Raw genomic sequence first — 19,941 nt, 5'->3', positions numbered from 1 at the left:
GGGTGCTTTGGTAGCCGATGCTAAAATGCTGTCGCAAGCCACCTTAGAGGGTAAATTATCGGTGCGTGCCGATGCAGCGAAGCATTTGGGTGATTTCCGTAAAGTCATTGAAGGTATTAATGCCACCCTAGAAGCCGTGGTACAACCCGTCAACGAAGTGAGTACGGTGCTGGGTGCCGTTGAGCAAGGCGATTTAACGCGCAGTGTCGATGGCAATTACCAAGGTGATTTGCGTGAGCTGAAAAATAGGGTCAATAGTGCAGTGGGTAAGATGGCCAGCGTGATTGCCGAAGTACTGAATGCTACTGAGGCATTGTCCAATGCCTCGGACCAGGTCAGTGCTACCGCACAATCATTGTCGCAAGCCTCCAGCGAGCAAGCGGCCAGTGTAGAAGAAACCAGCGCTTCGATTGAGCAGATGACTTCTTCCATCTCGCAAAATACCGAAAATGCCAAAGTCACCGATGGCATGGCCAGCCAAGCGGCCAAACAAGCCACCGAAGGCGGTGAATCGGTTGCAGCAACGGTAGCTGCTATGAAGCAAATTGCCAAGAAAATCGGTATTATCGACGATATTGCTTACCAAACCAATTTGCTGGCCCTGAATGCGGCGATTGAAGCAGCCCGTGCCGGAGAGCATGGCAAGGGTTTTGCTGTGGTAGCCGCTGAAGTGCGTAAACTGGCCGAGCGCAGCCAAGTGGCAGCGCAAGAAATTGGCGAAGTCGCGGGTTCGAGTGTTGATTTGGCGGAAAAAGCGGGCAAACTGCTGGACGAAATTGTCCCCAGCATTAAGAAAACCTCTGATTTGGTACAAGAGATTACCGCCGCTTCTGAGGAGCAATCCTCTGGGGCCAGCCAAATTAATTCGGCCATCAGCCAATTGAGCCAAACCACACAGCAAAATGCCTCCAGTTCGGAAGAACTGGCCGCCACCGCAGAAGAAATGAGCGGCCAAGTGCAACAGTTGCAGCAAACAATGGCATTCTTCAAAATTCAAGGCAGTGGCCATCAGTTGCACAAGCCAGTCGCCCATGCCTCCAGAACCACAGCGACAAGCAGTGCAGCCCATGCCAAAATAAGTGCGCGCAAATTAGGCAATAGCACGCCAGCCAAGGCATTTATGGAGTCCGCCGGATTGGGAAGTGCGGGTACCTTGGATGCGGGCGATACGGAAATTGACGAAAGCAAATTTACCAAATTTTAAAAGGCTGCTCCATGAACCAAATTGCCCCCATGTCGGCGAAAACGACCAGCACTGCTACCCAAGAAAATCAGCAATATCTGACATTTTTACTCAATGGTGAGCCTTTTGCTATTGGTATTTTGTGCATTAAAGAAATTATTGAGTACAACGGCTTAACTGAAGTACCGATGATGCCCGAGTGTATTCGGGGTGTCATTAACCTGCGCGGTGCTGTATTACCAGTGTTAGATTTAGCGGTGCGCTTTGGTAAAAAGCCGGGGGCAGTGAGCAAAAAAACCTGCATTGTGATTGTGGAGGTTAAAACGGGCGATACCAGTCATGACATGGGTGTAGTGGTAGATGCCGTGAATGCAGTATTGGAAATTCCACGCAGTGAAATCGAACCTGCCCCCGCTTTTGGGGCCAAGATTCGTACTGATTTCATCGAAGGCATGGGCAAGGTCAATGGTCATTTTGTTATTCTGCTCAATGTGAATGAAGTATTATCACTCGATGAGTTGAGCAGCTTAACACGGGTGACAACGCAAGCTGAAACCCTGCAAAATACTACCGCCTAAGTGGGGGGCGCTTCACTGCTTATAGTATTATTGACATCAATCAAAATAATTAATTGATAATTCACTAAGGAAAATCATGAAAAATATGTCTATTCGTACATTGCTGGTGTTTTCCTTTGCCGTTATTATCAGTTTTTTATTGATAATTTTCACTTTTTCTATCCTAGCATCTTCGGCTGAAAAAGAAGCCTCTCTGCGCCAAGAAGAACGCTATGCAGCTTATTTATTAGCCGATGAATTGCGCCAAAGCTCTGATGATTTAACCCGTTTGGCACGCACTTATGTGGTCAGTGGTGGCCAAGCAGAATATGAACGTCAATACAATGAAATTTTAGATATTCGCAATGGCAAAAAACCAAGGCCGCAAGAGTATCAACGCATTTATTGGGATTTTGTAGCTGCTGGTGAGAGTATGCCGCGCCCGCCCACAGTGGCTGTGCCTTTGTTGACCTTGATGAAACAAGCCGGATTTAGCACCGAAGAGTTGGCCAAGCTAGAGCAATCTGCTGCTAATTCTAATGAATTGGTGCAAACCGAAATAAAGGCGATGAATGCAGCGAAGGGTTTGTACGCTGATAGCCAAGGTAACTACACAGTATCGAAAGCACCAGATTTTGAATTGGCCAGAAATTTGCTGCACAGCCGTGATTATCACCTCTACAAAGCCAAGGTGATGGCACCAGTCGATGAATTTTTTGTACTACTTGACAAGCGCACAGCCTCTCAAGTAGCAAAAAGTGCCGCACATTCTGAAACATTGAAGAATTTGCTTTTTGTTATCACCGCCTTGGCGGTGCTGACTTCAGTGGTGTTGGGTTGGTTGTTGTTTATGAAAATCGTGCCGCCTGTGCGTAAATTAATGAATGCGGCACAAAATATGGCAGAAGGCAATTTTGCATTCCAGCTTGAGCATGGTAGCCGTGATGAGGTGGGGGCTTTGACACAATCTATTGCTGCTATGCAATCAGCAGTACAAACCATGATGGTCGATGCCCATTTGTTATCTCAGGCGGCAGTAGAGGGAAAATTGACTACCCGTGCTGATGTTTCTAAACATCAAGGTGATTTTGGTAAAATTGTGCAGGGTGTTAATGATACGCTGGATGCCGTGATTGGCCCCTTGAATGTTGCCGCCAATTATGTGGCCCGTATTGCCATCGGTGATGTACCACCTGCCATCACGGATAGTTATAATGGTGATTTTAATACCATTAAAAATAACTTGAATGCTTGTATTGAAGCAACGAATCAGCAGGCAGCGGCAGCCCAGTCCATCGCTAAGGGCGATTTATCAGTGTCGGTAAAGGTGCGTTCTGAGCAAGATATTCTGGCCAAGAGCTTGCTGGATGTGATTCATGCCGTAGGGGCTTTGGTGGCTGATGCCAAAATGCTGTCTCAAGCTACCTTAGAGGGTAAATTATCGGTGCGTGCCGATGCAGCGAAGCATTTGGGCGATTTCCGTAAGGTGATTGAAGGCATTAATGCCACCTTAGAAGCCGTGGTACAGCCAGTGAACGAGGTCAGTGCCGTACTTGGCTCCGTTGAACAAGGTGATTTAACACACAGTGTCGATGGCAATTATCAAGGGGACCTGCGCGAGCTAAAGAATATGGTCAATAATGCGGTCGGTAAAATGGCCAGCGTGATTGCCGAAGTTATTAATGCGACCGAAGCGCTGTCTAATGCGTCGGATCAGGTAAGTGTCACTGCACAATCATTGTCGCAAGCCTCCAGCGAACAGGCCGCCAGTGTGGAACAAACCAGCGCTTCGATTGAGCAGATGACTTCTTCCATCTCGCAAAATACCGAAAATGCCAAAGTCACCGATGGCATGGCCAGCCAAGCGGCCAAACAAGCCACCGAAGGCGGTGAATCAGTCGCAGCAACGGTAGCTGCCATGAAGCAAATTGCCAAGAAAATCGGTATTATTGACGATATTGCTTACCAAACCAATTTGCTGGCCCTGAATGCAGCAATTGAGGCAGCCCGTGCGGGTGAACATGGCAAGGGTTTTGCCGTGGTAGCCGCTGAAGTGCGTAAACTGGCCGAGCGCAGCCAAGTGGCAGCACAAGAAATTGGCGAAGTTGCGGGTTCGAGTGTTGATTTGGCGGAAAAAGCGGGAAAGCTGCTGGATGAAATTGTGCCCAGCATTAAGAAAACCTCTGATTTGGTACAAGAGATTAGCGCAGCTTCTGAGGAGCAATCCTCTGGAGCCAGCCAAATTAATTCGGCCATCAGCCAATTGAGCCAAACCACACAGCAAAATGCTTCCAGCTCGGAAGAACTGGCAGCCACTGCAGAAGAAATGAGCGGCCAAGTGCAGCAGTTGCAGCAAACAATGGCTTTTTTCAAATTAGAGGGAAGCGGTCGCAGGTTGGTAGCCAATACGGCTAAAGCTTCTACCGCTACCTATACTGGCGCTGGCAGAGTGGCGCAGCACAGCAGTCATGCACAGGCTCCAAGGGGGCGGGTCTCTGCGGGTTCATCCAAAGCTTTTATCAAATCAATGGGTTTGGCGACCTCTGCAAGCCCTGAGGGCAGCGATACCGATATTGACGAAAGTAAGTTTACCAAATTCTAAAAGGTGGCTCTATGAATAAATTGGGCGCTATCACATGGGGGCTTGGTGTGTCGAGTGGATTTTATCTTTCACTGTGGCGGTATTTCACCCTATGACCACTGCGTTGAGTGACCAAGAATTTGCTTTATTCCAGCGCTTTATTTTTGATGCAGCCGGCATTACCCTGCCAGATTCTAAAAAAGCCTTGGTCAGTGGGCGCTTGGCCAAACGCTTACGTTACCACGGCTTAGAAAGCTATGGCGAGTATTTTCGGCTGCTGCACGATGGCGTACATGCGGCAGAATTGCAGATGGCGATTGATGCGCTAACGACCAACGAAACTTATTTTTTCCGCGAAGCCAAACATTTTGAATTTTTGCGTCGCCAAGCCTCGGCTGCCCGTGGGCGCAGTGCGATGTTTCGGGTTTGGAGTGCCGCCAGCTCCAGCGGTGAAGAAGCCTACAGTATTGCAATGGTTTTGGCCGATTGCTTGGGCCAAGATACCCCTTGGGAGGTTGTAGGTTCAGATATTAGCACCAAGGTATTGCGTGGTGCGGCCAGAGCCCATTATTCGCTAGAACGTGCGCGAGATGTGCCTACCGACTACCTGCGGCGCTTTTGTTTGCGTGGCACGCAAGAATACCAAGGCAGCTTGTTGATTGAGCGCAGCTTGCGTCAAAAAGTGCATTTTCGCCAACTGAATCTGAATGCGCCTTTACCCCAATTGGGTCTGTTTGATATTGTTTTTTTGCGTAATGTCATGATTTATTTTAATGACAATACTAAACGCGAAGTGGTGGCCAGAGTGATTGCAGCCATTCGCCCTGGGGGGCATTTCTTTATTGGACATTCTGAAAGCTTGAACGATATTAATCACGACGTGCAGCCCTTGGCTCCCTCTATTTATCGCAAAAATCCCTGAAATGGCGCACCTGAACGATTTGATTGACATTTTTCTCAAGCCAGGGGAGTATTTTGTCGGTGATGCCAATTACCAAATACGTACCATGCTAGGCTCGTGCGTGTCGATTACCCTGTGGCACCCAGCCAGCCGCATCGGGGCCATGTCGCATTTTTTACTGCCTACACGCCATTTGTTCGATGCTGGAGTACGGCCTTTGGATGCACGCTATGGCGACGAGGCGTTGCAGCTGATGCTGGCTGAATTGGCCCAAGCTGGTATCAAACCGCAGCAATGCCAAAGCAAAATTTTTGGCGGTGGTAATATGTTTCCTAAACAAACGCGCAAAGGCATGATGCACATTGGGCGCAGAAATGGCGAGGCGGCGCGCACTTTATTGCAGGCGCAGGGCATCCCAATTATTTCTGAGAGCCTGTTTGGCATTGGCCACCGACAAATTATTTTTGATGTCAGTACCGGGGATGTTTGGTCTCACCAAGTCAAACCCACACAACTCCCCAATCAGCCATGAAACGTATTAAAGTGATGGTGGTCGATGACTCGGCGGTCGTGCGCCAAGTAGTGACGGCATTATTAGAATCTGACCCCGAAATTGAGGTGTTGGCTGCTGTGGCCGACCCGATTTTGGCCATGACGCGCATGGCCAAACAATGGCCAGATGTGATTGTGCTGGACATTGAAATGCCGCGCATGGATGGCATTACTTTTTTAAAGAAAATCATGGCCGAGCATCCCACGCCGGTGGTGATTTGCTCTACCCTGACAGAAAAGGGCGCGCAAACTTCTTTGGCGGCTTTGTCTGCTGGAGCGGTTTCTATTATCACCAAGCCCAAATTGGGCCTCAAGCAATTTTTAACCGATAGCAGCGATGATTTAACTGCCGCCGTCAAGGCAGCGGCGCGCGCCAATGTGCGTCGATTACAACCACGGGATAAACTTACGGCAGATGCGATTTTGCCCGCCGTGGCCGATACTGGCCGCCAAGCCATGATTCAAACCACTGAGCGCGTGGTGGCTTTGGGTACTTCTACCGGCGGCACACAAGCGTTAGAGGTGGTGCTGACTGCTTTGCCGCGCGTGTGTCCCGGTATTGTGATTGTGCAGCACATGCCCGAACAATTTACTGCTGCCTTTGCCAGCCGTCTCAATGGCCTGTGCCAAATTGAAGTTAAAGAGGCGCAAAACAACGACCGCGTGATGCCAGGCCGAGCCTTGATTGCGCCCGGTGGCAAGCATATGTTGCTGCGGCGCAACGGTGCCCAGTATTTTGTCGAGGTGGTGGATGGCCCGCTGGTCAATCGGCACCGGCCTTCGGTGGATGTGTTGTTCCGTTCGGTGGCCAAAAGTGCCGGGGCCAATGCGCTCGGGGTCATCATGACGGGTATGGGCGATGATGGCGCGGCGGGTTTGCTGGAGATGCGTAAAGTGGGCGCGCAAACCTTGGGCCAAGATGAGCGCAGTTGCGTGGTTTATGGGATGCCCAAAGAGGCGGTAAAGCGCGGCGCGGTGATGCGTGCCGTGTCGCTAGAGGCGATTGCGCGCGAAATTCAGGCGCAAATGTCGCTTTAAGTGTTGCCCAAGTTGGGCGCTTGGGCCAAGGCCCAGGCGATATGCTCGCGCACCAAGGTGCTGGTAGCGTCGCTACGGTTGTGCAGCGCAGCACGCAGCGGCGCGGCAGTTTGGGCATCGGCCACGCGCAAGGCGTTGCCCAAAGCGATGGCCACGTTGCGTAACCAGCGTTCGTGGCCAATACGGCGAATGGGGCTGCCTTCGGTTAAACGTAAAAAGCTGGCTTCATCCCACGAAAACAGATGCACCAACTGCTGACCCGACAACCCAGCGCGCGCAGCAAAATCGGCCAAGGTGCTGGTTTGGGCAAATTTGTTCCACGGGCACACCAGTTGGCAATCGTCACAGCCGTAAATGTGGTTGCCCAGCAGCGGGCGCAGTTCTAGGGGAATCGGGCCAGCGTGTTCTATCGTCAGGTAAGAAATGCAGCGGCGCGCATCCAAGCGGTAAGGGGCCACAATGGCTTGGGTAGGGCAAATATCCATACAGGCGCTGCATTGGCCGCAATGGGCGCTGCTGGCCTCGGTGGGTTCTAAGGCCAAATCAATATAAATTTCGCCCAAAAAAAACATGGAACCCGCTTGCCGGTTGAGCAGCAGGGTGTGTTTACCGCGCCAGCCTTGGCCACTGCGTGCCGCCAGTTCGGCTTCTAGCACCGGGGCCGAATCGGTAAAGACGCGGTGCCCCAATGGCCCCACGGCTTGGGCCAGCCGGTCCGCCAACTTTTGCAGCCGGGCGCGCAACACTTTATGGTAATCGCGCCCACGGGCATACAAAGAGACCACGCCTTGCGTGGGTTGTTGCAAACGGGCAAACTCGACACCTTGCCAGCCCGCTGGCGTATCGTGCGGCAAATAATCCATGCGCGCCGTAATCACGCTGATGGTGCCCGGCACCAGTTCTGCGGGCCGCGCACGCTTGAGGCCGTGGGCGGCCATATAGTGCATGTCGCCGTGGAACCCTTGGGCCAGCCATTGCACCAAACCGGCTTCTGCACCAGACAAATCTACGCCCGCGATGCCAATTTGGGAAAATCCCAGCTCGCGCGCCCATTGCCGCATTTGAGGAATAAGTTGACTGCTACAAACCACCATTGCCCGATTGTAGAAACTGTCACTGCACCGGCAGTGTTTACATGGCACCATGAAGACGATACCGCCCATTTTGCCCAACGTTTGGCGGCACAACCGGCCTTGGCCGATGCTTTTATCACTTTGCATGGCGATTTGGGTGCAGGCAAAACCACCTTGGTGCGCCATTTGTTGCGCGCTTTGGGGGTACAAGGCCGTATCAAAAGCCCGACCTATGCGGTGGTGGAGCCACACCAAGCGCCCCACATGGCCATTTGGCATTTTGATTTTTACCGCTTTGATGACCCGCGTGAATGGGAAGATGCCGGGTTTCGGGATATTTTTGCCAGCACCGGCCTAAAACTGGCCGAATGGCCAGAAAAAGCTGCCGCCGTGCTGCCTCCGGCTGATTTGGCGATTGCCTTAGACGTACAGGACGAAACCTGCCGCCAAGCCACGCTACAAGCCCAGACCGTGCGTGGGCAACAGCTACTGCAAGGATTGCAAGCATGAGCGCCCATACAACCCGGCGCAGTCTGTTGCAACGTGGTGGACTGGTGCTGCTGCTGGGAGCTGGCCAGTTGGCCCGTGGCGCTGGCATTTTGGCGGTGCGCGTTTGGCCTGCGGCCGATTACACCCGCGTGACGATTGAGTCAGACACCAAACTGAACAACAAGCAATTTTTTATCACCCAACCGCCCCGGCTGGCAGTGGATATTGAGGGCATTGAACTAAGCCCACAATTGCGCGAGTTGCTGGCCAAGGTGCGTGCCGATGACCCCAACATTGCGGGCATCCGCGTGGGCCAAAATGCCCCGAATGTGGTGCGGCTGGTGATTGACCTCAAGCAAGCAGCACGGCCCCAAGTGTTTGCCCTGCCGCCTGTGGCCGCCTATGGCCATCGGTTGGTGATTGATTTATATCCCGCCAGCCCCATCGACCCCCTAGAGGCGCTGATTGCCGAGCGCCTGCGCGATTCTGATGCCAGCGTTGCCGCTGCACCAGCAGTTGCACCTGCACCTGCACCTGTCACCGCCCCCGTAACCGCAGCAACCAAGCCCAGCGCCAGCAAATCAGCCAGCCCAGCCACGGCAGCCGCCACGCCTGCCGGTGCTGGCGTGGACCCGCTGGGGGAGTTGATTGCCAAGCACCACGAGCAGCATCCCATTCCGGCACCGGCACCGAAGCCTGCTGCCACACGTCCCGTAGCGCCAGCACCAGCTCCAGCGACCGCCGCGCCCCCCCCCGTAAGCAACTCTAGCGCAGCCACGGCCCAGCAACGCCAAACCGACCGCCTCATCATTATTGCGCTGGACCCCGGCCACGGCGGCGAAGACCCCGGCGCGATTGGCCCCAACGGTACGCGCGAGAAAGACATCGTGTTGCGCGTGGCCCATCTGCTGCGCGAACGCATCAACCGCACCACGATTGCCGGTAACCCAATGCGCGCCTACATGACGCGCGATGGCGATTATTTTGTGCCACTGGCTACGCGGGTGCAAAAAGCCCAGCGCGTGCAGGCGGATTTGTTTGTCAGTATCCATGCCGATGCCTTTACCAACCCCGATGCGCGTGGGGCCAGCGTGTTTGCCCTGAGCCAAGGAGCGGCCTCCAGCACGGCGGCGCGTTGGTTGGCGAACAAAGAAAACCAAGCCGATTTGATTGGTGGCGTGAATGTGCGCGTCAAAGACCAGCATGTGCAGCGTGCGCTACTGGATATGAGCACCACAGCACAAATCAACGACAGCCTGAAATTGGGCAGCGTGTTGTTGGGCGAGATTGGCAATGTAGGCAAGCTGCACAAACCACGGGTAGAACAAGCCGGGTTTGCGGTACTCAAAGCCCCCGACATCCCCAGCGTGTTGGTCGAGACGGCCTTTATCAGCAACCCGGAAGAAGAAGCCAAGCTCCGCAGTGCCGCTTATCAGGCTGAGTTGGCCGATGCGCTGATGAATGGCATCCGCCGCTACTTTGCCAAAAATCCGCCACTGGCGCGTAGCCGCACGGTATAAGGCGGCAGCAGCTTACAGCCGCTCTACGGCCAAGGCTTGTGCCAGTTTGGCATCCAAGGGCAGCGGCTCATTATGCAAACGGGCGGCTAACAATTCGGCGCACAGCAAAGACAAGCTTAGCCCGCGTGCGCCCATCGCAGTGCAGGCCCACAGGCCGGGCAGGCTGGCGCTGTCTAGCGGGCCTACCACGGGCAGGCGGTCGGGGGCGGTGCAGCGCACGGCGGCCCAAGCTTGTACCTCGGGCCAATAGGCATCAAAGGTGGGGGCCAGCGTGGGCAGTAAACCGGACAAGCGTTGCCGGTTGGCGGCGTGGGCTTGCGCGCGTTCCTCTGCGGTGGGTGGCAGGGTGTCGATACCGCGCTCGAAGGTGGAGCCTAAATGCCAAGCACGGCGGCCATCGTCCAGCGGAATATGGCTGACCAAATTGCCCTCGCCATTGACGGGGAAGGGAGGCAAGGCGGCCTCTAAGGCCGCATCTTGCACTGCCCAAGAGATTTGCCCGCGCAAGGGGCGCAGCGGTAGGCGCTCACCCGACAAAGCCCGACTGGCAAAACCAGCGGCCAGCACCACCAAGGGCGCTTGGGCCAGCAGGTGGCCGTCGGCATCCAACATCTGCCATTGCAAGTTGCCATTGACTGCTTCGGTGGCGTGCAGGTGGGCCACGTTGGCACCACCACGCCAGACGATGCCGGGCTGTGCCAGTAAGGCGGCGACCAATTGGGCCGGGCGCAACCAACCAGCGCGCACATGCCAGCAGGCGATGGCCTCGGGCGCCAAACCAGCGGCTTGCAGTTGGGCGGTGCTGGCCGGGTGGCTCCAATCGCTGCCGGGGCCATCGGGCCAGTGGGCTGGTAAGCCCAAACGACCATCGACGCGATGCTCTAACACGCCCTCGGGTTGCCAATCTTGGCCTGCTTGCAACAGGTTTTGGGCCTGGGCCATCAGCACCCGAATGCCACTGCGCGAGAGGCGCGAAATCACGCTATCGTCAGGGGAAATATGCGGGCAGAACAAGCCCGCTGGCAAACCAGAAGCCCCAGCGGCAGGCTGCGCGGCTTGGTCTAGCACCTGCACTTGCCAACCACGCCGGGCCAAACTGGCCGCCACGGCGGCACCGGCCAAGCCCGCACCAATCACCACACACTGCCCAGCTTTGGCAGGTGCAGGTGTCGCACTGGCGCTGGCAGGCTTGCGCGGCTGCCAATGGGGGTCAAAGGTGGCTTGCAGGGTGTCGCGCGCGGGTGGTATCCCCGGCACTTTAGCCACGCTAAAGCCGCATTGCGTCAGGGCTTCGCGCACTGGCCGGGCGACGTTCCAAGTCGCCAGCCGTGCGCCACGGCGACAACAGCGTGCCACGGCTTTGAAGCTGGCTAGGCTCCAAAGCTCCGGGTTACAAGCTGGGTTAAAGCAGCCATCCAGATAAACGCTGTCCACCGTCCAATCTTGCGCGCGCAACAGCGTTTGGGCATCGCCAATGGCCAGCGTGAGCAGCACGCGGCCTTCGTCAAAAAACAGGCGATGCACCCCCGGTAGCAAGCCCCAGTATTGGGCTGCCAGGGCTTGGGCCAGTTCGGCCAGTTCGGGGTGGCGTGCTGCTACGCGCAGCACATCATCCGCCGCTGCCGGCCCAGCCTCTAGCGCGATGAAATGCAGCAGCTGGGGCCGTTGCGGGTCGGCGCGCCAAGCGGCCCAAGTAACCAGAAAATTCAGGCCAAAACCAAAGCCGGTTTCTAGGATGCGCCATTGGGCCTGACCCGCCCAATCCTCGGGCAGGCCACAGCCTTGCAAGAACACCTCGCGCGCTTGCGTGGAGTCGGTCAGCTCGTCGGTTGCTTCAGTCATGGCTTAATCATTTTCTATGGACACGCCCGTTAGTCCTTCAATTTCTTCGGCCAGCTGGGCGGCCTCTGCGTCCAAAGCAGCGATTTCTGCCTCTAGCGCGGAGATGTGTTCGGCCACGGTGTTGTTAAAGAAATCACTGTTTTGTTGGACGCGCTGGTGCAGTTCGTAGCCGGAGGTTTCGTGCAAATCGTTCAAGGCTTCGAGGATTTCCAGAATACGCTGTTGCAAGGAGTCCAGCAGCGTCCGTAAGCGCAGCACATCGTTGGAGTCCTCTTGGCTCAGCACGGCCATGCCATGCTGGAGCAGGAAGGCATCCGGGTCGTGTGCAATCTCGCGCAGGCGTTGAATGTCGCCCCGGTCACGCGCGTGGTTGATTTCTGCCGTGAGCCATTCGTGCGCTTGGCGTTTTTCCGCGTCGTCCATGCAGCGGTCGGGGTGGAAGGCCCTGACCAGTTTGCGCCAGATGGTTTTGGTTTCTTGGGCTTCTTCTTCGGTCAAAGCCTGTTTGCTGGCGGCTTCTGTTGCAGCTTGTTCATATTCTGCGTCGGTTTGCTGGCGTGCTTGGGTGTGCGCTTGCTGGACTTGTTCGGCTTCTTCGTCCCCGGCTTGCATCAGCACATCGAGGTATTGGCGGCGGAAGTTAATTTTCAGTTGCAGTTGGTCACGGCGCTGGTAGTAGGGCCGCAAAGCCTGGAACAGTTGGGCCAAAGTGACATCGACGGCGTGTTTTTGCGCGGTGTAGTCGGCTTCTAAATCGGCCAGTCGGTTGCGTGCCGCGCTGATGAGTTGTTGCAGTTCAGCCTTTTGCGGCGATAGGTACAGCACCACGGCGCTACCCTGTGGCAAGGCGGCAATGTTGACGTTGTCACTGGCAGCCACGCCTACGGCTGCTGGTGGCGGCGCGTCGGCCTCCAGTTGCGCCAAATACCACTGGCCCATGCTGGCGCTGCGCGCGTTGCTGGAACCGGCCAGCCATTGCAACCAATCGTGCAAGTCGCTGTCGGTGGCGGCTTCGCGGAAATTGCGGCCTTTGAACTTGCCAAAGGCAATCAGCGAGGGAAACCAAGGCGCTTCGGTGAAGGCCAGCACCTCAGTCCAAGTCTGGATGCCGCGTGCTTCGGCCAGCGGGCGCAGCACTTGGTCGAGCAAATCGACCACGGTTTCTACATCGCCCAGCGCGCTGTGTGCGCCACGGGCAGGCAGACGGTAAAACTGGCGCAAGGTTTGCAGCTTGCAATTGCCAGCGGGCACTGGGTCGAGCAGACGACGTGCCAGCACCAGCGCACAAAAACCGCGTTGCCCTATCGGGGTGATGTTCAGACGTTGCCACTCGGGCAGCAGCACCCGATCCAAATCAAACGGCAGGTTGTAAGACACCAAGGGCGCATCACCCACGTAGGCGGCAAAGTCTTGGTACACCGCCAGCGGGTCGTCGCCATCGCGCTCCAGAATTTCGCGCGTATAGCCGTTGACGCGCGAGGCTTCGGGCGGAATGTTGGCATTGTGGTTGAGCAAACGGCGAAACGGTGGGCCATCGGGCAGCCAGCCGTTCATTTTTTGCGCGCCGATTTCTACCACGTAGATTGGAGCCTTGATGCCGTTGGTTTCGGTGTCGAGGAGGATCCAAGAATGGTGGTTCATTTTTGCTTGATGTGGGCTTGGGTTATTTGGGGCTTATCTTGAGCGTGTTGAGCCCAAGTTCTGTTCTGTGGTGGTTGGCCCAACCCTTTGATCCAGTTCGTCCAGTGATTTGACTTCTATGACCTCAAAATTGCTACTGGCACCATCTTTCTTGTACCTACCCGCCATAGCAATATACGCCCCTTGCAGTAGGTCTAGCGTGATTTGATCTGCAACATCATCGCTAATATCCTCTCGGATCATCTGCATGACAAACCGACCTGCTTCCCTGAATTGATAGTGGCCAAGTCGGAAAGCAGCATCCATCACACGGGTTAGGGTTGAAAGCAGCTCTTGCTTTAGTATTTTTTGCAATTCTGCGAGCACAACATCCGGGGAGTCCATGCCCTCAATGCTCAAGCCATGATCTTCCATCACATCCCGTGCGCCGTTGTACCAGCAACGCAAGTATGGTTTGAGCCTAGATTGGCTGACACCCAGCTCATTGGCCAGTACGGCTGCCAAGTCTGCAAACTTACGAACACCAGCCTCTAGGTGGAACCCCGTAAGAGTAACGCCCCACTCCAGCATTTCTTTGTCTAAACCGTCATCAAACTGGTTCAGCTTGAGATTTTTAGGTTTGTTATCACCAAGTGGATGATGCCGCTGGGCTGCCAGCGCTCGTTCTTGGCTGCGTGCCACACTCAATAGGTTTTCTGCCATGCGCGTGGCAATGCGCTGCGGCCCGATGGGATTGATCAGTGCGCCACCGTTGGCGGGGGCAATGGCCGGGAGCAGGGGTTTTTGGTGGGACATGGAAGTCAAGGAGATAGGCGCACTGTCAGACAGGTATGACAATTTCAGTGAAGCAAGTCAACCCTCCAACCTACATGATTGGTGATTGTCGCTCGCTGATAAAACGCACCACATAGGGCTTCATATTCTGTGCGGCCTCCGTTCCGAACTTGTCCACCACCAGCTGTACTACGGCACGCATAGCCTCTTTCAAATCACTGTTGGGGTTGCCAAGATTGGCAATAGCTTGCTGAAACAACGGCTTGGCCTTTTTGTAGATTTCTTCGTCAAAACTCAGGCCCATGCTGAAGCCGGTATTTCTACCACACGGTACATCAAGCCCGATTGACCTAGAGTCTTGGCTGCGCGCCACACTCAACAGGTCTTCCGCCATGCGCGCAGCAATGCGCTGCGGCCCGGTGGGATTGGTCAGTGCGCCACCGCTGGCGGGTGCGATGGCAGGGAGCAAGGGGCTTGGGTTCGACACAGGGCATCAAAGAGCAGAGTCCAAGAAAAAGGCACCACCCAGGGTGCCCGCAAAACCCACGGTACGGTGCGCAAAGGCTACACCGTCCGCGCCACCGTTAGGCGCTGGGCGGCACGTAGCCCTGCACCGCATCGGCACCGCCGCCAAAAAAGTGCTGCTCCATCTGCCGGGCCAAATACTGGCGCGCCCGCGCATCGGCCAAGTTCAGGCGGTTTTCATTCACCAGCATGGTTTGGTGCTTGAGCCAAGCGGCCCAAGCCTCTTTGCTCACGTTTTCCCACAGGCGCTTGCCCAAGTCACCGGGGTAGGGTGGGAAGTCCAGGCCCTCGGCTTCTTTGCCCAGCTTGATACATTGAACCATTCTTGTCATATCAAATCGCTTCTTTAGATGTTTAGGTAATTAAAAACTGAAAATTCAGTCGTTCCAGTTTTGAAGCTTAGCTTTCAGAATCCAGCCATTGCATTTCAAGACACCAGAAAGACCGACCATGAGCCTTCGTCGCCACTTTATCAAGATTCCTCTGGCCGCTGTGGCCTTGACCCTCAGCGCTGCCTCGGCTCTTGCACAAAACGTCACGTTGCTGAACGTATCCTACGACCCGACGCGCGAACTGTATGTCGAATTTAACCAAGCCTTTGCCAAGCACTGGAAAGCCCAGGCCGGGCAGGAGGTAACTGTGCAGCAATCGCACGGCGGTTCGGGCAAGCAGGCGCGCGCCATTATTGACGGCCTCAGCGCCGATGTGGCCACCTTGGCCTTGGCGGGGGACACCGACGCGCTGCACGCCAATGGCAAGCTGATTCCGCAAGATTGGCAAAAACGCCTGCCGCACAACGCATCACCTTACACCTCCACCATTGTGCTGGTGGTACGCAAGGGCAACCCCAAAGGGGTTAAAGATTGGGATGATTTGGTCAAGCCGGGCGTGAGCGTAATTACCCCGAACCCCAAAACCTCGGGCGGCGCACGCTGGAACTATTTGGCGGCTTGGGAGTTTGCCAAGCGCAAGTACGGTGGCGAGGCCCCAGCGAAAGACTTTGTGCAAAAGCTCTATGCCAATGTGCCGGTGCTCGATACCGGGGCGCGCGGTTCGTCGATTACCTTCTCGCAGCGCAACCAAGGCGATGTGTTCATTTCTTGGGAGAACGAAGCCTATCTGCTGAAAAAAGAGTTTGGCGACAAGATAGAAATTGTGGTGCCCAGCATCAGCATTTTGGCCGAACCAGCGGTGACGGTGGTGGATAAAAACGTGGACAAAAAAGGCACGCGCGCCGTGGCCGAGGCTTACTTAAAGTACCTGTACAGCGAAGAAGGCCAAGACATTGCAGGCAAGCATTTTTACCGCCCAGCGGTATCGGAAAAAGCCCGCGCCAAGTATGCCGCGCAGTTCCCCAAGCTGAACCTGTTCACGATTGACGAGGCTTTTGGGGGTTGGGACAAGGTGGCCAAAGTCCATTTTGCCGATGGCGGCAGCTTTGACCAAATTTATGCCGCGCGCAAGTAAGCCAGCACAGGCGAAAGAGAAGAGTTCATCATGTCTGTTTTATTGATTGCTGGCAGCCCCACGGCACGTTCACGCTCGGCGGCTTTGTTGGATGCCGTGGCCCTGCGTTTGTCGGTGCAGGGGATTCGCAGCGAGCGCCTGAGCGTGCGCGATGTGGCCCCGGAAGCGCTGGTGCTGGCCCAATTTGACCATCCAGCTATCGTGGCGGCCAGCGCCCAAGTGGAAAAAGCCCAAGTGGTGGTGGTGGCCACGCCGGTCTATAAGGCAGCTTATAGCGGGGTGCTGAAAGCCTTTTTAGATTTGCTACCGCAAACCGCCCTGAAAGGCAAAACCGTGTTGCCGCTGGCTACCGGCGGCAGCCCACACCACATGCTGGCGCTGGACTACGCCTTGCGCCCGGTGCTGCAATCGCTGGGAGCCAAACATATTTTGCCCGGCATTTATGCCAATGATGCCCAAGTCACGCTAAGCCCCGAAGGCGCTTACACCGTTCACCCCGACATTGGGGCCCGATTGGACGATGCCGCCCACATTTTGCTGAGCGAAACCTTGCGCCCGGCCCATTGGGCGGCAGGCAGCTTTGCGCCGGTGGATTTCTCGCAAGTGCGCTGTAGCGTTTAAGCCGTCCTGATTCTCCTTGATTGATTTTTGTCCTGCCCCAGCAGGGCCGGGCGCAGCTTTGCCTGCATTCACCACCGATTTTGAAAGAACACCGCGTATGTCTGACTTTACTTCTCTATCGCGCCGCCGTTTGCTCGCTTCCAGTGCCATCGCTGTGGCCGCCACGCTGGGCGCTACCGGTTCGGCACTGGCCCAATCGGGCAATATCCATCGTGTGCTACGCATTGGTTACCAAAAAGGCTGGTTCTCCATCCTGAAAGGCCGGGGCACCTTAGAAAAACGCCTAACCCCCTTGGGCGTGAGCATCACTTGGACCGAGTTCACGGCTGGGCCAGTGCAATTAGAAGCGCTGAATGTCGGCTCGATTGATTTTGGTGATGTGGGCGAAGCCCCACCGATTTTTGCCCAAGCCGCTGGCGCGCCGTTGGTTTATGCCAGCACCAGCGTGCCGCGCCCACACAACGAGGCGGTGTTGGTGCCCAAAGGCTCGACGCTGCAAAAAGTGGCCGATTTGAAAGGGAAAAAAATTGCCCTGAACAAAGGCTCGAATGTGCATTACCTGCTGGTCAAGTTGCTGGAAAAGCACGGCCTGAAGTATGCCGATGTGCAAGTGGTGTTTTTGCCGCCCGCCGATGCACGGGCCGCGTTTGAGCGTGGCTCGGTCGATGCGTGGCTGATTTGGGACCCGTTTTTGTCCTCTGCCATCAAGACGCTAGAGGCGCGTGTGTTGGCCGATGCCCAAGGCTTGGCCAACAACCGCCAGTATTACTTTACCTCGCGTGACTTTGCCAGCAAAAACGCCGATGTGCTGAAGATTGCGATTGAAGAAGTCAGCGCCATTGACACTTGGGCCAGCAAAAACAAAGCCGAGGCCGCGCAAGAGCTGTCCAAAGTGCTGGGCTTGGAGCGCTCCATTGTTGAGCTGTATGTCAACAACTTGCGCTACGGAATGGTGCCAGTCACCCCCGAGATTTTGGCCGAGCAACAAGCGATTGCCGACACCTTCTTTGAGTTGAAGTTGATTCCGAAAAAACTCAATCTGCGCCACGCCGCACCGATTGATTTGCGCTGATTGCAGCGCCTTTACCCTGCTGATTTTTGAGGAGAACGCCATGCCCGCGCCTGTTCCGATGCCCTTTCCTTTGCACCAACGCTTGCAACGCCTGTTGTGCATCACCGCTACCGCTTGGGGCTTGAATGGGCAACGGTCTTGCCGCGTGCTGGCCCGCGCTCCACGCGGTGGTTTTGCCATCTCTTACTGAACATTCTGATTGCGAAAGACATTCACCATGCAAATTTTCTGGTTTATTCCTACCCACGGTGATAGCCGCTATCTGGGCACGACCGAAGGCGCACGCGCGCTTAGCCCCGAATACCTGCGCCAAATTGCGGTAGCAGCCGACAGCTTGGGTTACGAAGGGGTGTTGATTCCCACAGGGCGTTCGTGCGAAGACCCGTGGGTGGTGGCCTCCAGCTTGATTCCGGCCACCACGCGCCTGAAATTTTTGGTAGCGGTGCGCCCCGGCTTGCACCAACCGGCACTGGCCGCACGCATGGCCTCGACCTTTGACCGCCTATCGGGTGGGCGCTTGCTGATTAACTTGGTCACGGGCGGCGACCAAATCGAGCTGGAGGGCGATGGACTGTTCCAAGACCATCCGACGCGCTATGCCCAAGCGACCGAGTTCATTCACATTTGGCGCGAAATTTTGGCGCGCAGCCACCAAGGCGAAACTTTGGATTATCAAGGCCAACATCTGCAAGTGAAAGGGGCCAAGCTGCTGTTTCCGCCGCTGCAAAAACCCCATCCGCCCGTCTATTTTGGTGGCTCTTCGCCGGTAGCGCACGAGTTGGCCGCGCAATACACCGAAGCCTATCTCACTTGGGGCGAACCCCCAGCAGAAGTCGCGAAAAAGATTGCCGACGTGCGCGAAAAAGCGGCCCGGCATGGCCGCGAGGTGAAATTTGGCATTCGCTTGCATGTGATTGTGCGTGAAACCGAAGCCCAAGCCTGGCAAGCGGCGGAAGACCTGATTCGCTATGTCGATGACGACACCGTGGCACGGGCGCAAGCCGTATTTGCCCGCATGGACTCCGAAGGCCAACGCCGCATGGCCGCCTTGCATGCGCGTGGCACGAAACGTACACGGGCTGAATTAGAAATCAGTCCCAATTTGTGGGCTGGTGTCGGTTTGGTGCGCGGGGGCGCTGGCACGGCTTTGGTGGGTGATCCGCAAACGGTGGCAGCACGCCTGCAAGAGTATGCAGCGTTGGGCATTGAGCGCTTTGTGCTGTCGGGCTACCCGCATTTAGAGGAAGCCTACCGCTTTGCCGAATTGGTGTTTCCGCTGCTGCCGCTGCCGTTGCGCGAAAAACTGGCCGGTGGCTCGCCTTTGGGGCCGTTTGGCGAAACCGTGGGCAACCAATTTAGCCCGACGGCCAGCGCCAGCAGTACGCAAGGGCCAAGTTTATGAACACCAGCGTTAAATCCTTACCCGGCCAGCCAGCAGCCAGCAACACCGCTGGGACTGACGAGGAAGGCTCTTGGATAAGTGCGGTGGTGCAGCGCCTGCTGCCTTGGTTGCTGCCCGTGGGCTTGCTGGCGCTGTGGCAAATCGCCTCGGCCTTGGGTTGGTTGTCCACGCGCGTGCTGCCTGCGCCCGTCGATGTGTTGCGCGCTGCGTGGACGCTCACGCTCTCGGGTGACTTGTGGACGCATGTGCAAGTCAGTACGGGCCGCGCCTTGGCAGGTTTGGCGGTAGGCGGTGGCTTGGGGTTGCTGCTGGGCTTGTTGACCGGCTCGGTGCGTTGGGCCGAGACTTTGCTCGATTCGAGCATCCAAATGGTACGCAACATCCCGGCGCTGGCGCTGATTCCCTTGGTGATTTTGTGGTTTGGTATTGACGAAACCCCTGAATCCGTGAATTCATGTCAAAAATCTCCAGTTTCCCTATTGAAATCAATAGTTTAAGCTCCAAATACTGTTCGCCCAGCAGGTGAATCCCCATGCCCAATTTCATTCTCAAACAGTTGCCCTACGACCTGAGCGCCCAGGCCGGTCTGGCCTTGATTGGCAAGTACCTCCAGCGCATCAACCTCAACCGTCTGGTCGATGCTCAATTTCCGATGCGCGACGGCAGTATCGCCAACAGTGACATCCTCAAGAGCTACCTCGGT

At 55.8% G+C, this 19,941-nt stretch carries 19 protein-coding genes and 1 pseudogene; 14 read left to right on the top strand and 6 right to left on the bottom strand.

What is annotated here, in order from left to right:
• Nucleotides 1-25 precede the first annotated feature (25 nt).
• The 6 genes from PHX60_RS10745 to PHX60_RS10720 all read left to right on the top strand — a co-directional run bounded on the left by PHX60_RS10745 (nucleotide 26) and on the right by PHX60_RS10720 (nucleotide 6,812).
• Nucleotides 26-1,204 carry a methyl-accepting chemotaxis protein gene (locus PHX60_RS10745; protein WP_300077344.1) on the top strand — a complete coding sequence of 393 codons (1,179 nt, stop codon included), beginning with the start codon at nucleotides 26-28 and terminating at the stop codon, nucleotides 1,202-1,204.
• Nucleotides 1,205-1,215: 11 nt separating this feature from the next.
• Nucleotides 1,216-1,761, top strand: a complete 546-nt coding sequence (locus PHX60_RS10740; protein WP_300077280.1) for a chemotaxis protein CheW — start codon at nucleotides 1,216-1,218, stop codon at nucleotides 1,759-1,761.
• A 793-nt stretch (nucleotides 1,762-2,554) separates the two neighbouring features.
• Nucleotides 2,555-4,342 (top strand): methyl-accepting chemotaxis protein, encoded by a 1,788-nt coding sequence (locus PHX60_RS10735; protein ID WP_366144382.1) that lies wholly within the window; start codon nucleotides 2,555-2,557, stop codon nucleotides 4,340-4,342.
• Between the two features lie 91 nt (nucleotides 4,343-4,433).
• The gene (locus PHX60_RS10730) at nucleotides 4,434-5,243 is read left to right on the top strand and encodes a protein-glutamate O-methyltransferase CheR (protein ID WP_300077278.1); all 810 of its coding nucleotides are present in this window, start codon (nucleotides 4,434-4,436) and stop codon (nucleotides 5,241-5,243) included.
• A 1-nt stretch (nucleotide 5,244) separates the two neighbouring features.
• Nucleotides 5,245-5,754, top strand: coding sequence for a chemotaxis protein CheD (locus PHX60_RS10725; RefSeq protein WP_300077276.1), 510 nt, complete (start codon nucleotides 5,245-5,247; stop codon nucleotides 5,752-5,754).
• Nucleotides 5,751-6,812, top strand: coding sequence for a chemotaxis response regulator protein-glutamate methylesterase (locus PHX60_RS10720; RefSeq protein WP_300077274.1), 1,062 nt, complete (start codon nucleotides 5,751-5,753; stop codon nucleotides 6,810-6,812). Before PHX60_RS10725 ends, PHX60_RS10720 begins: the two co-directional genes overlap by 4 nt.
• Here PHX60_RS10720 and queG read toward each other — a convergent pair.
• Nucleotides 6,809-7,873, bottom strand: a complete 1,065-nt coding sequence (gene queG, locus PHX60_RS10715; protein ID WP_300077272.1) for a tRNA epoxyqueuosine(34) reductase QueG — start codon at nucleotides 7,871-7,873, stop codon at nucleotides 6,809-6,811. The genes PHX60_RS10720 and queG overlap by 4 nt on opposite strands.
• Before the next feature lie 66 nt (nucleotides 7,874-7,939).
• Here queG and tsaE point away from each other — a divergent pair, with 66 nt between their 5' ends.
• Nucleotides 7,940-8,395 (top strand): tRNA (adenosine(37)-N6)-threonylcarbamoyltransferase complex ATPase subunit type 1 TsaE, encoded by a 456-nt coding sequence (gene tsaE, locus PHX60_RS10710; protein ID WP_300077340.1) that lies wholly within the window; start codon nucleotides 7,940-7,942, stop codon nucleotides 8,393-8,395.
• Nucleotides 8,392-9,894, top strand: coding sequence for an N-acetylmuramoyl-L-alanine amidase (locus tag PHX60_RS10705; protein ID WP_300077270.1), 1,503 nt, complete (start codon nucleotides 8,392-8,394; stop codon nucleotides 9,892-9,894). Before tsaE ends, PHX60_RS10705 begins: the two co-directional genes overlap by 4 nt.
• A 12-nt stretch (nucleotides 9,895-9,906) precedes the next feature.
• Here the strand turns inward: PHX60_RS10705 and mnmC are convergent, their stop codons facing one another.
• The 5 genes from mnmC to PHX60_RS10680 form a co-directional block, all read right to left on the bottom strand.
• On the bottom strand, nucleotides 9,907-11,736 hold the full coding sequence (mnmC, locus tag PHX60_RS10700; RefSeq protein ID WP_300077268.1) for an FAD-dependent 5-carboxymethylaminomethyl-2-thiouridine(34) oxidoreductase MnmC: 1,830 nt from the start codon (nucleotides 11,734-11,736) through the stop codon (nucleotides 9,907-9,909).
• Nucleotides 11,737-11,739: 3 nt separating this feature from the next.
• Nucleotides 11,740-13,377, bottom strand: coding sequence for an exonuclease domain-containing protein (locus PHX60_RS10695; protein ID WP_300077267.1), 1,638 nt, complete (start codon nucleotides 13,375-13,377; stop codon nucleotides 11,740-11,742).
• A 33-nt stretch (nucleotides 13,378-13,410) separates the two neighbouring features.
• On the bottom strand, nucleotides 13,411-14,172 hold the full coding sequence (locus PHX60_RS10690; protein ID WP_300077265.1) for a hypothetical protein: 762 nt from the start codon (nucleotides 14,170-14,172) through the stop codon (nucleotides 13,411-13,413).
• A gap of 70 nt (nucleotides 14,173-14,242) precedes the next feature.
• Nucleotides 14,243-14,638 carry a hypothetical protein gene (locus PHX60_RS10685; protein ID WP_300077264.1) on the bottom strand — a complete coding sequence of 132 codons (396 nt, stop codon included), beginning with the start codon at nucleotides 14,636-14,638 and terminating at the stop codon, nucleotides 14,243-14,245.
• A gap of 97 nt (nucleotides 14,639-14,735) precedes the next feature.
• The gene (locus tag PHX60_RS10680; RefSeq protein WP_300077263.1) at nucleotides 14,736-15,008 is read right to left on the bottom strand and encodes an oxidative damage protection protein; all 273 of its coding nucleotides are present in this window, start codon (nucleotides 15,006-15,008) and stop codon (nucleotides 14,736-14,738) included.
• A 118-nt stretch (nucleotides 15,009-15,126) separates the two neighbouring features.
• On the opposite strand from PHX60_RS10680, the gene PHX60_RS10675 reads away from it, so the two are divergent.
• From PHX60_RS10675 to PHX60_RS10650, 6 genes and pseudogenes are all read left to right on the top strand, one after another.
• Complete coding sequence (locus PHX60_RS10675) at nucleotides 15,127-16,143, top strand: sulfate ABC transporter substrate-binding protein (RefSeq protein ID WP_300077262.1); 1,017 nt, start codon at nucleotides 15,127-15,129, stop codon at nucleotides 16,141-16,143.
• A 30-nt stretch (nucleotides 16,144-16,173) separates the two neighbouring features.
• Nucleotides 16,174-16,764, top strand: coding sequence for an NADPH-dependent FMN reductase (gene ssuE, locus PHX60_RS10670; protein ID WP_300077261.1), 591 nt, complete (start codon nucleotides 16,174-16,176; stop codon nucleotides 16,762-16,764).
• A 97-nt stretch (nucleotides 16,765-16,861) separates the two neighbouring features.
• The gene (locus PHX60_RS10665; protein WP_300077260.1) at nucleotides 16,862-17,836 is read left to right on the top strand and encodes a sulfonate ABC transporter substrate-binding protein; all 975 of its coding nucleotides are present in this window, start codon (nucleotides 16,862-16,864) and stop codon (nucleotides 17,834-17,836) included.
• Between the two features lie 40 nt (nucleotides 17,837-17,876).
• A complete protein-coding gene (locus PHX60_RS10660) occupies nucleotides 17,877-18,026 on the top strand; it encodes a hypothetical protein (RefSeq protein ID WP_300077259.1) in 150 nt (49 codons plus the stop codon).
• Nucleotides 18,027-18,053: 27 nt separating this feature from the next.
• Nucleotides 18,054-19,238, top strand: a complete 1,185-nt coding sequence (ssuD, locus tag PHX60_RS10655) for an FMNH2-dependent alkanesulfonate monooxygenase (RefSeq protein ID WP_300077258.1) — start codon at nucleotides 18,054-18,056, stop codon at nucleotides 19,236-19,238.
• Nucleotides 19,235-19,731: pseudogene (locus PHX60_RS10650) on the top strand (ABC transporter permease); the annotation flags it as partial. The gene ssuD and the pseudogene PHX60_RS10650, both read left to right, overlap by 4 nt.
• Nucleotides 19,732-19,941 lie beyond the last annotated feature (210 nt).

The sequence above is a fragment of the Giesbergeria sp. genome (genome assembly GCF_028686475.1).
GTDB lineage: Bacteria > Pseudomonadota > Gammaproteobacteria > Burkholderiales > Burkholderiaceae_C > Simplicispira.
This window is presented reverse-complemented; position numbering and strand designations above follow the sequence as displayed.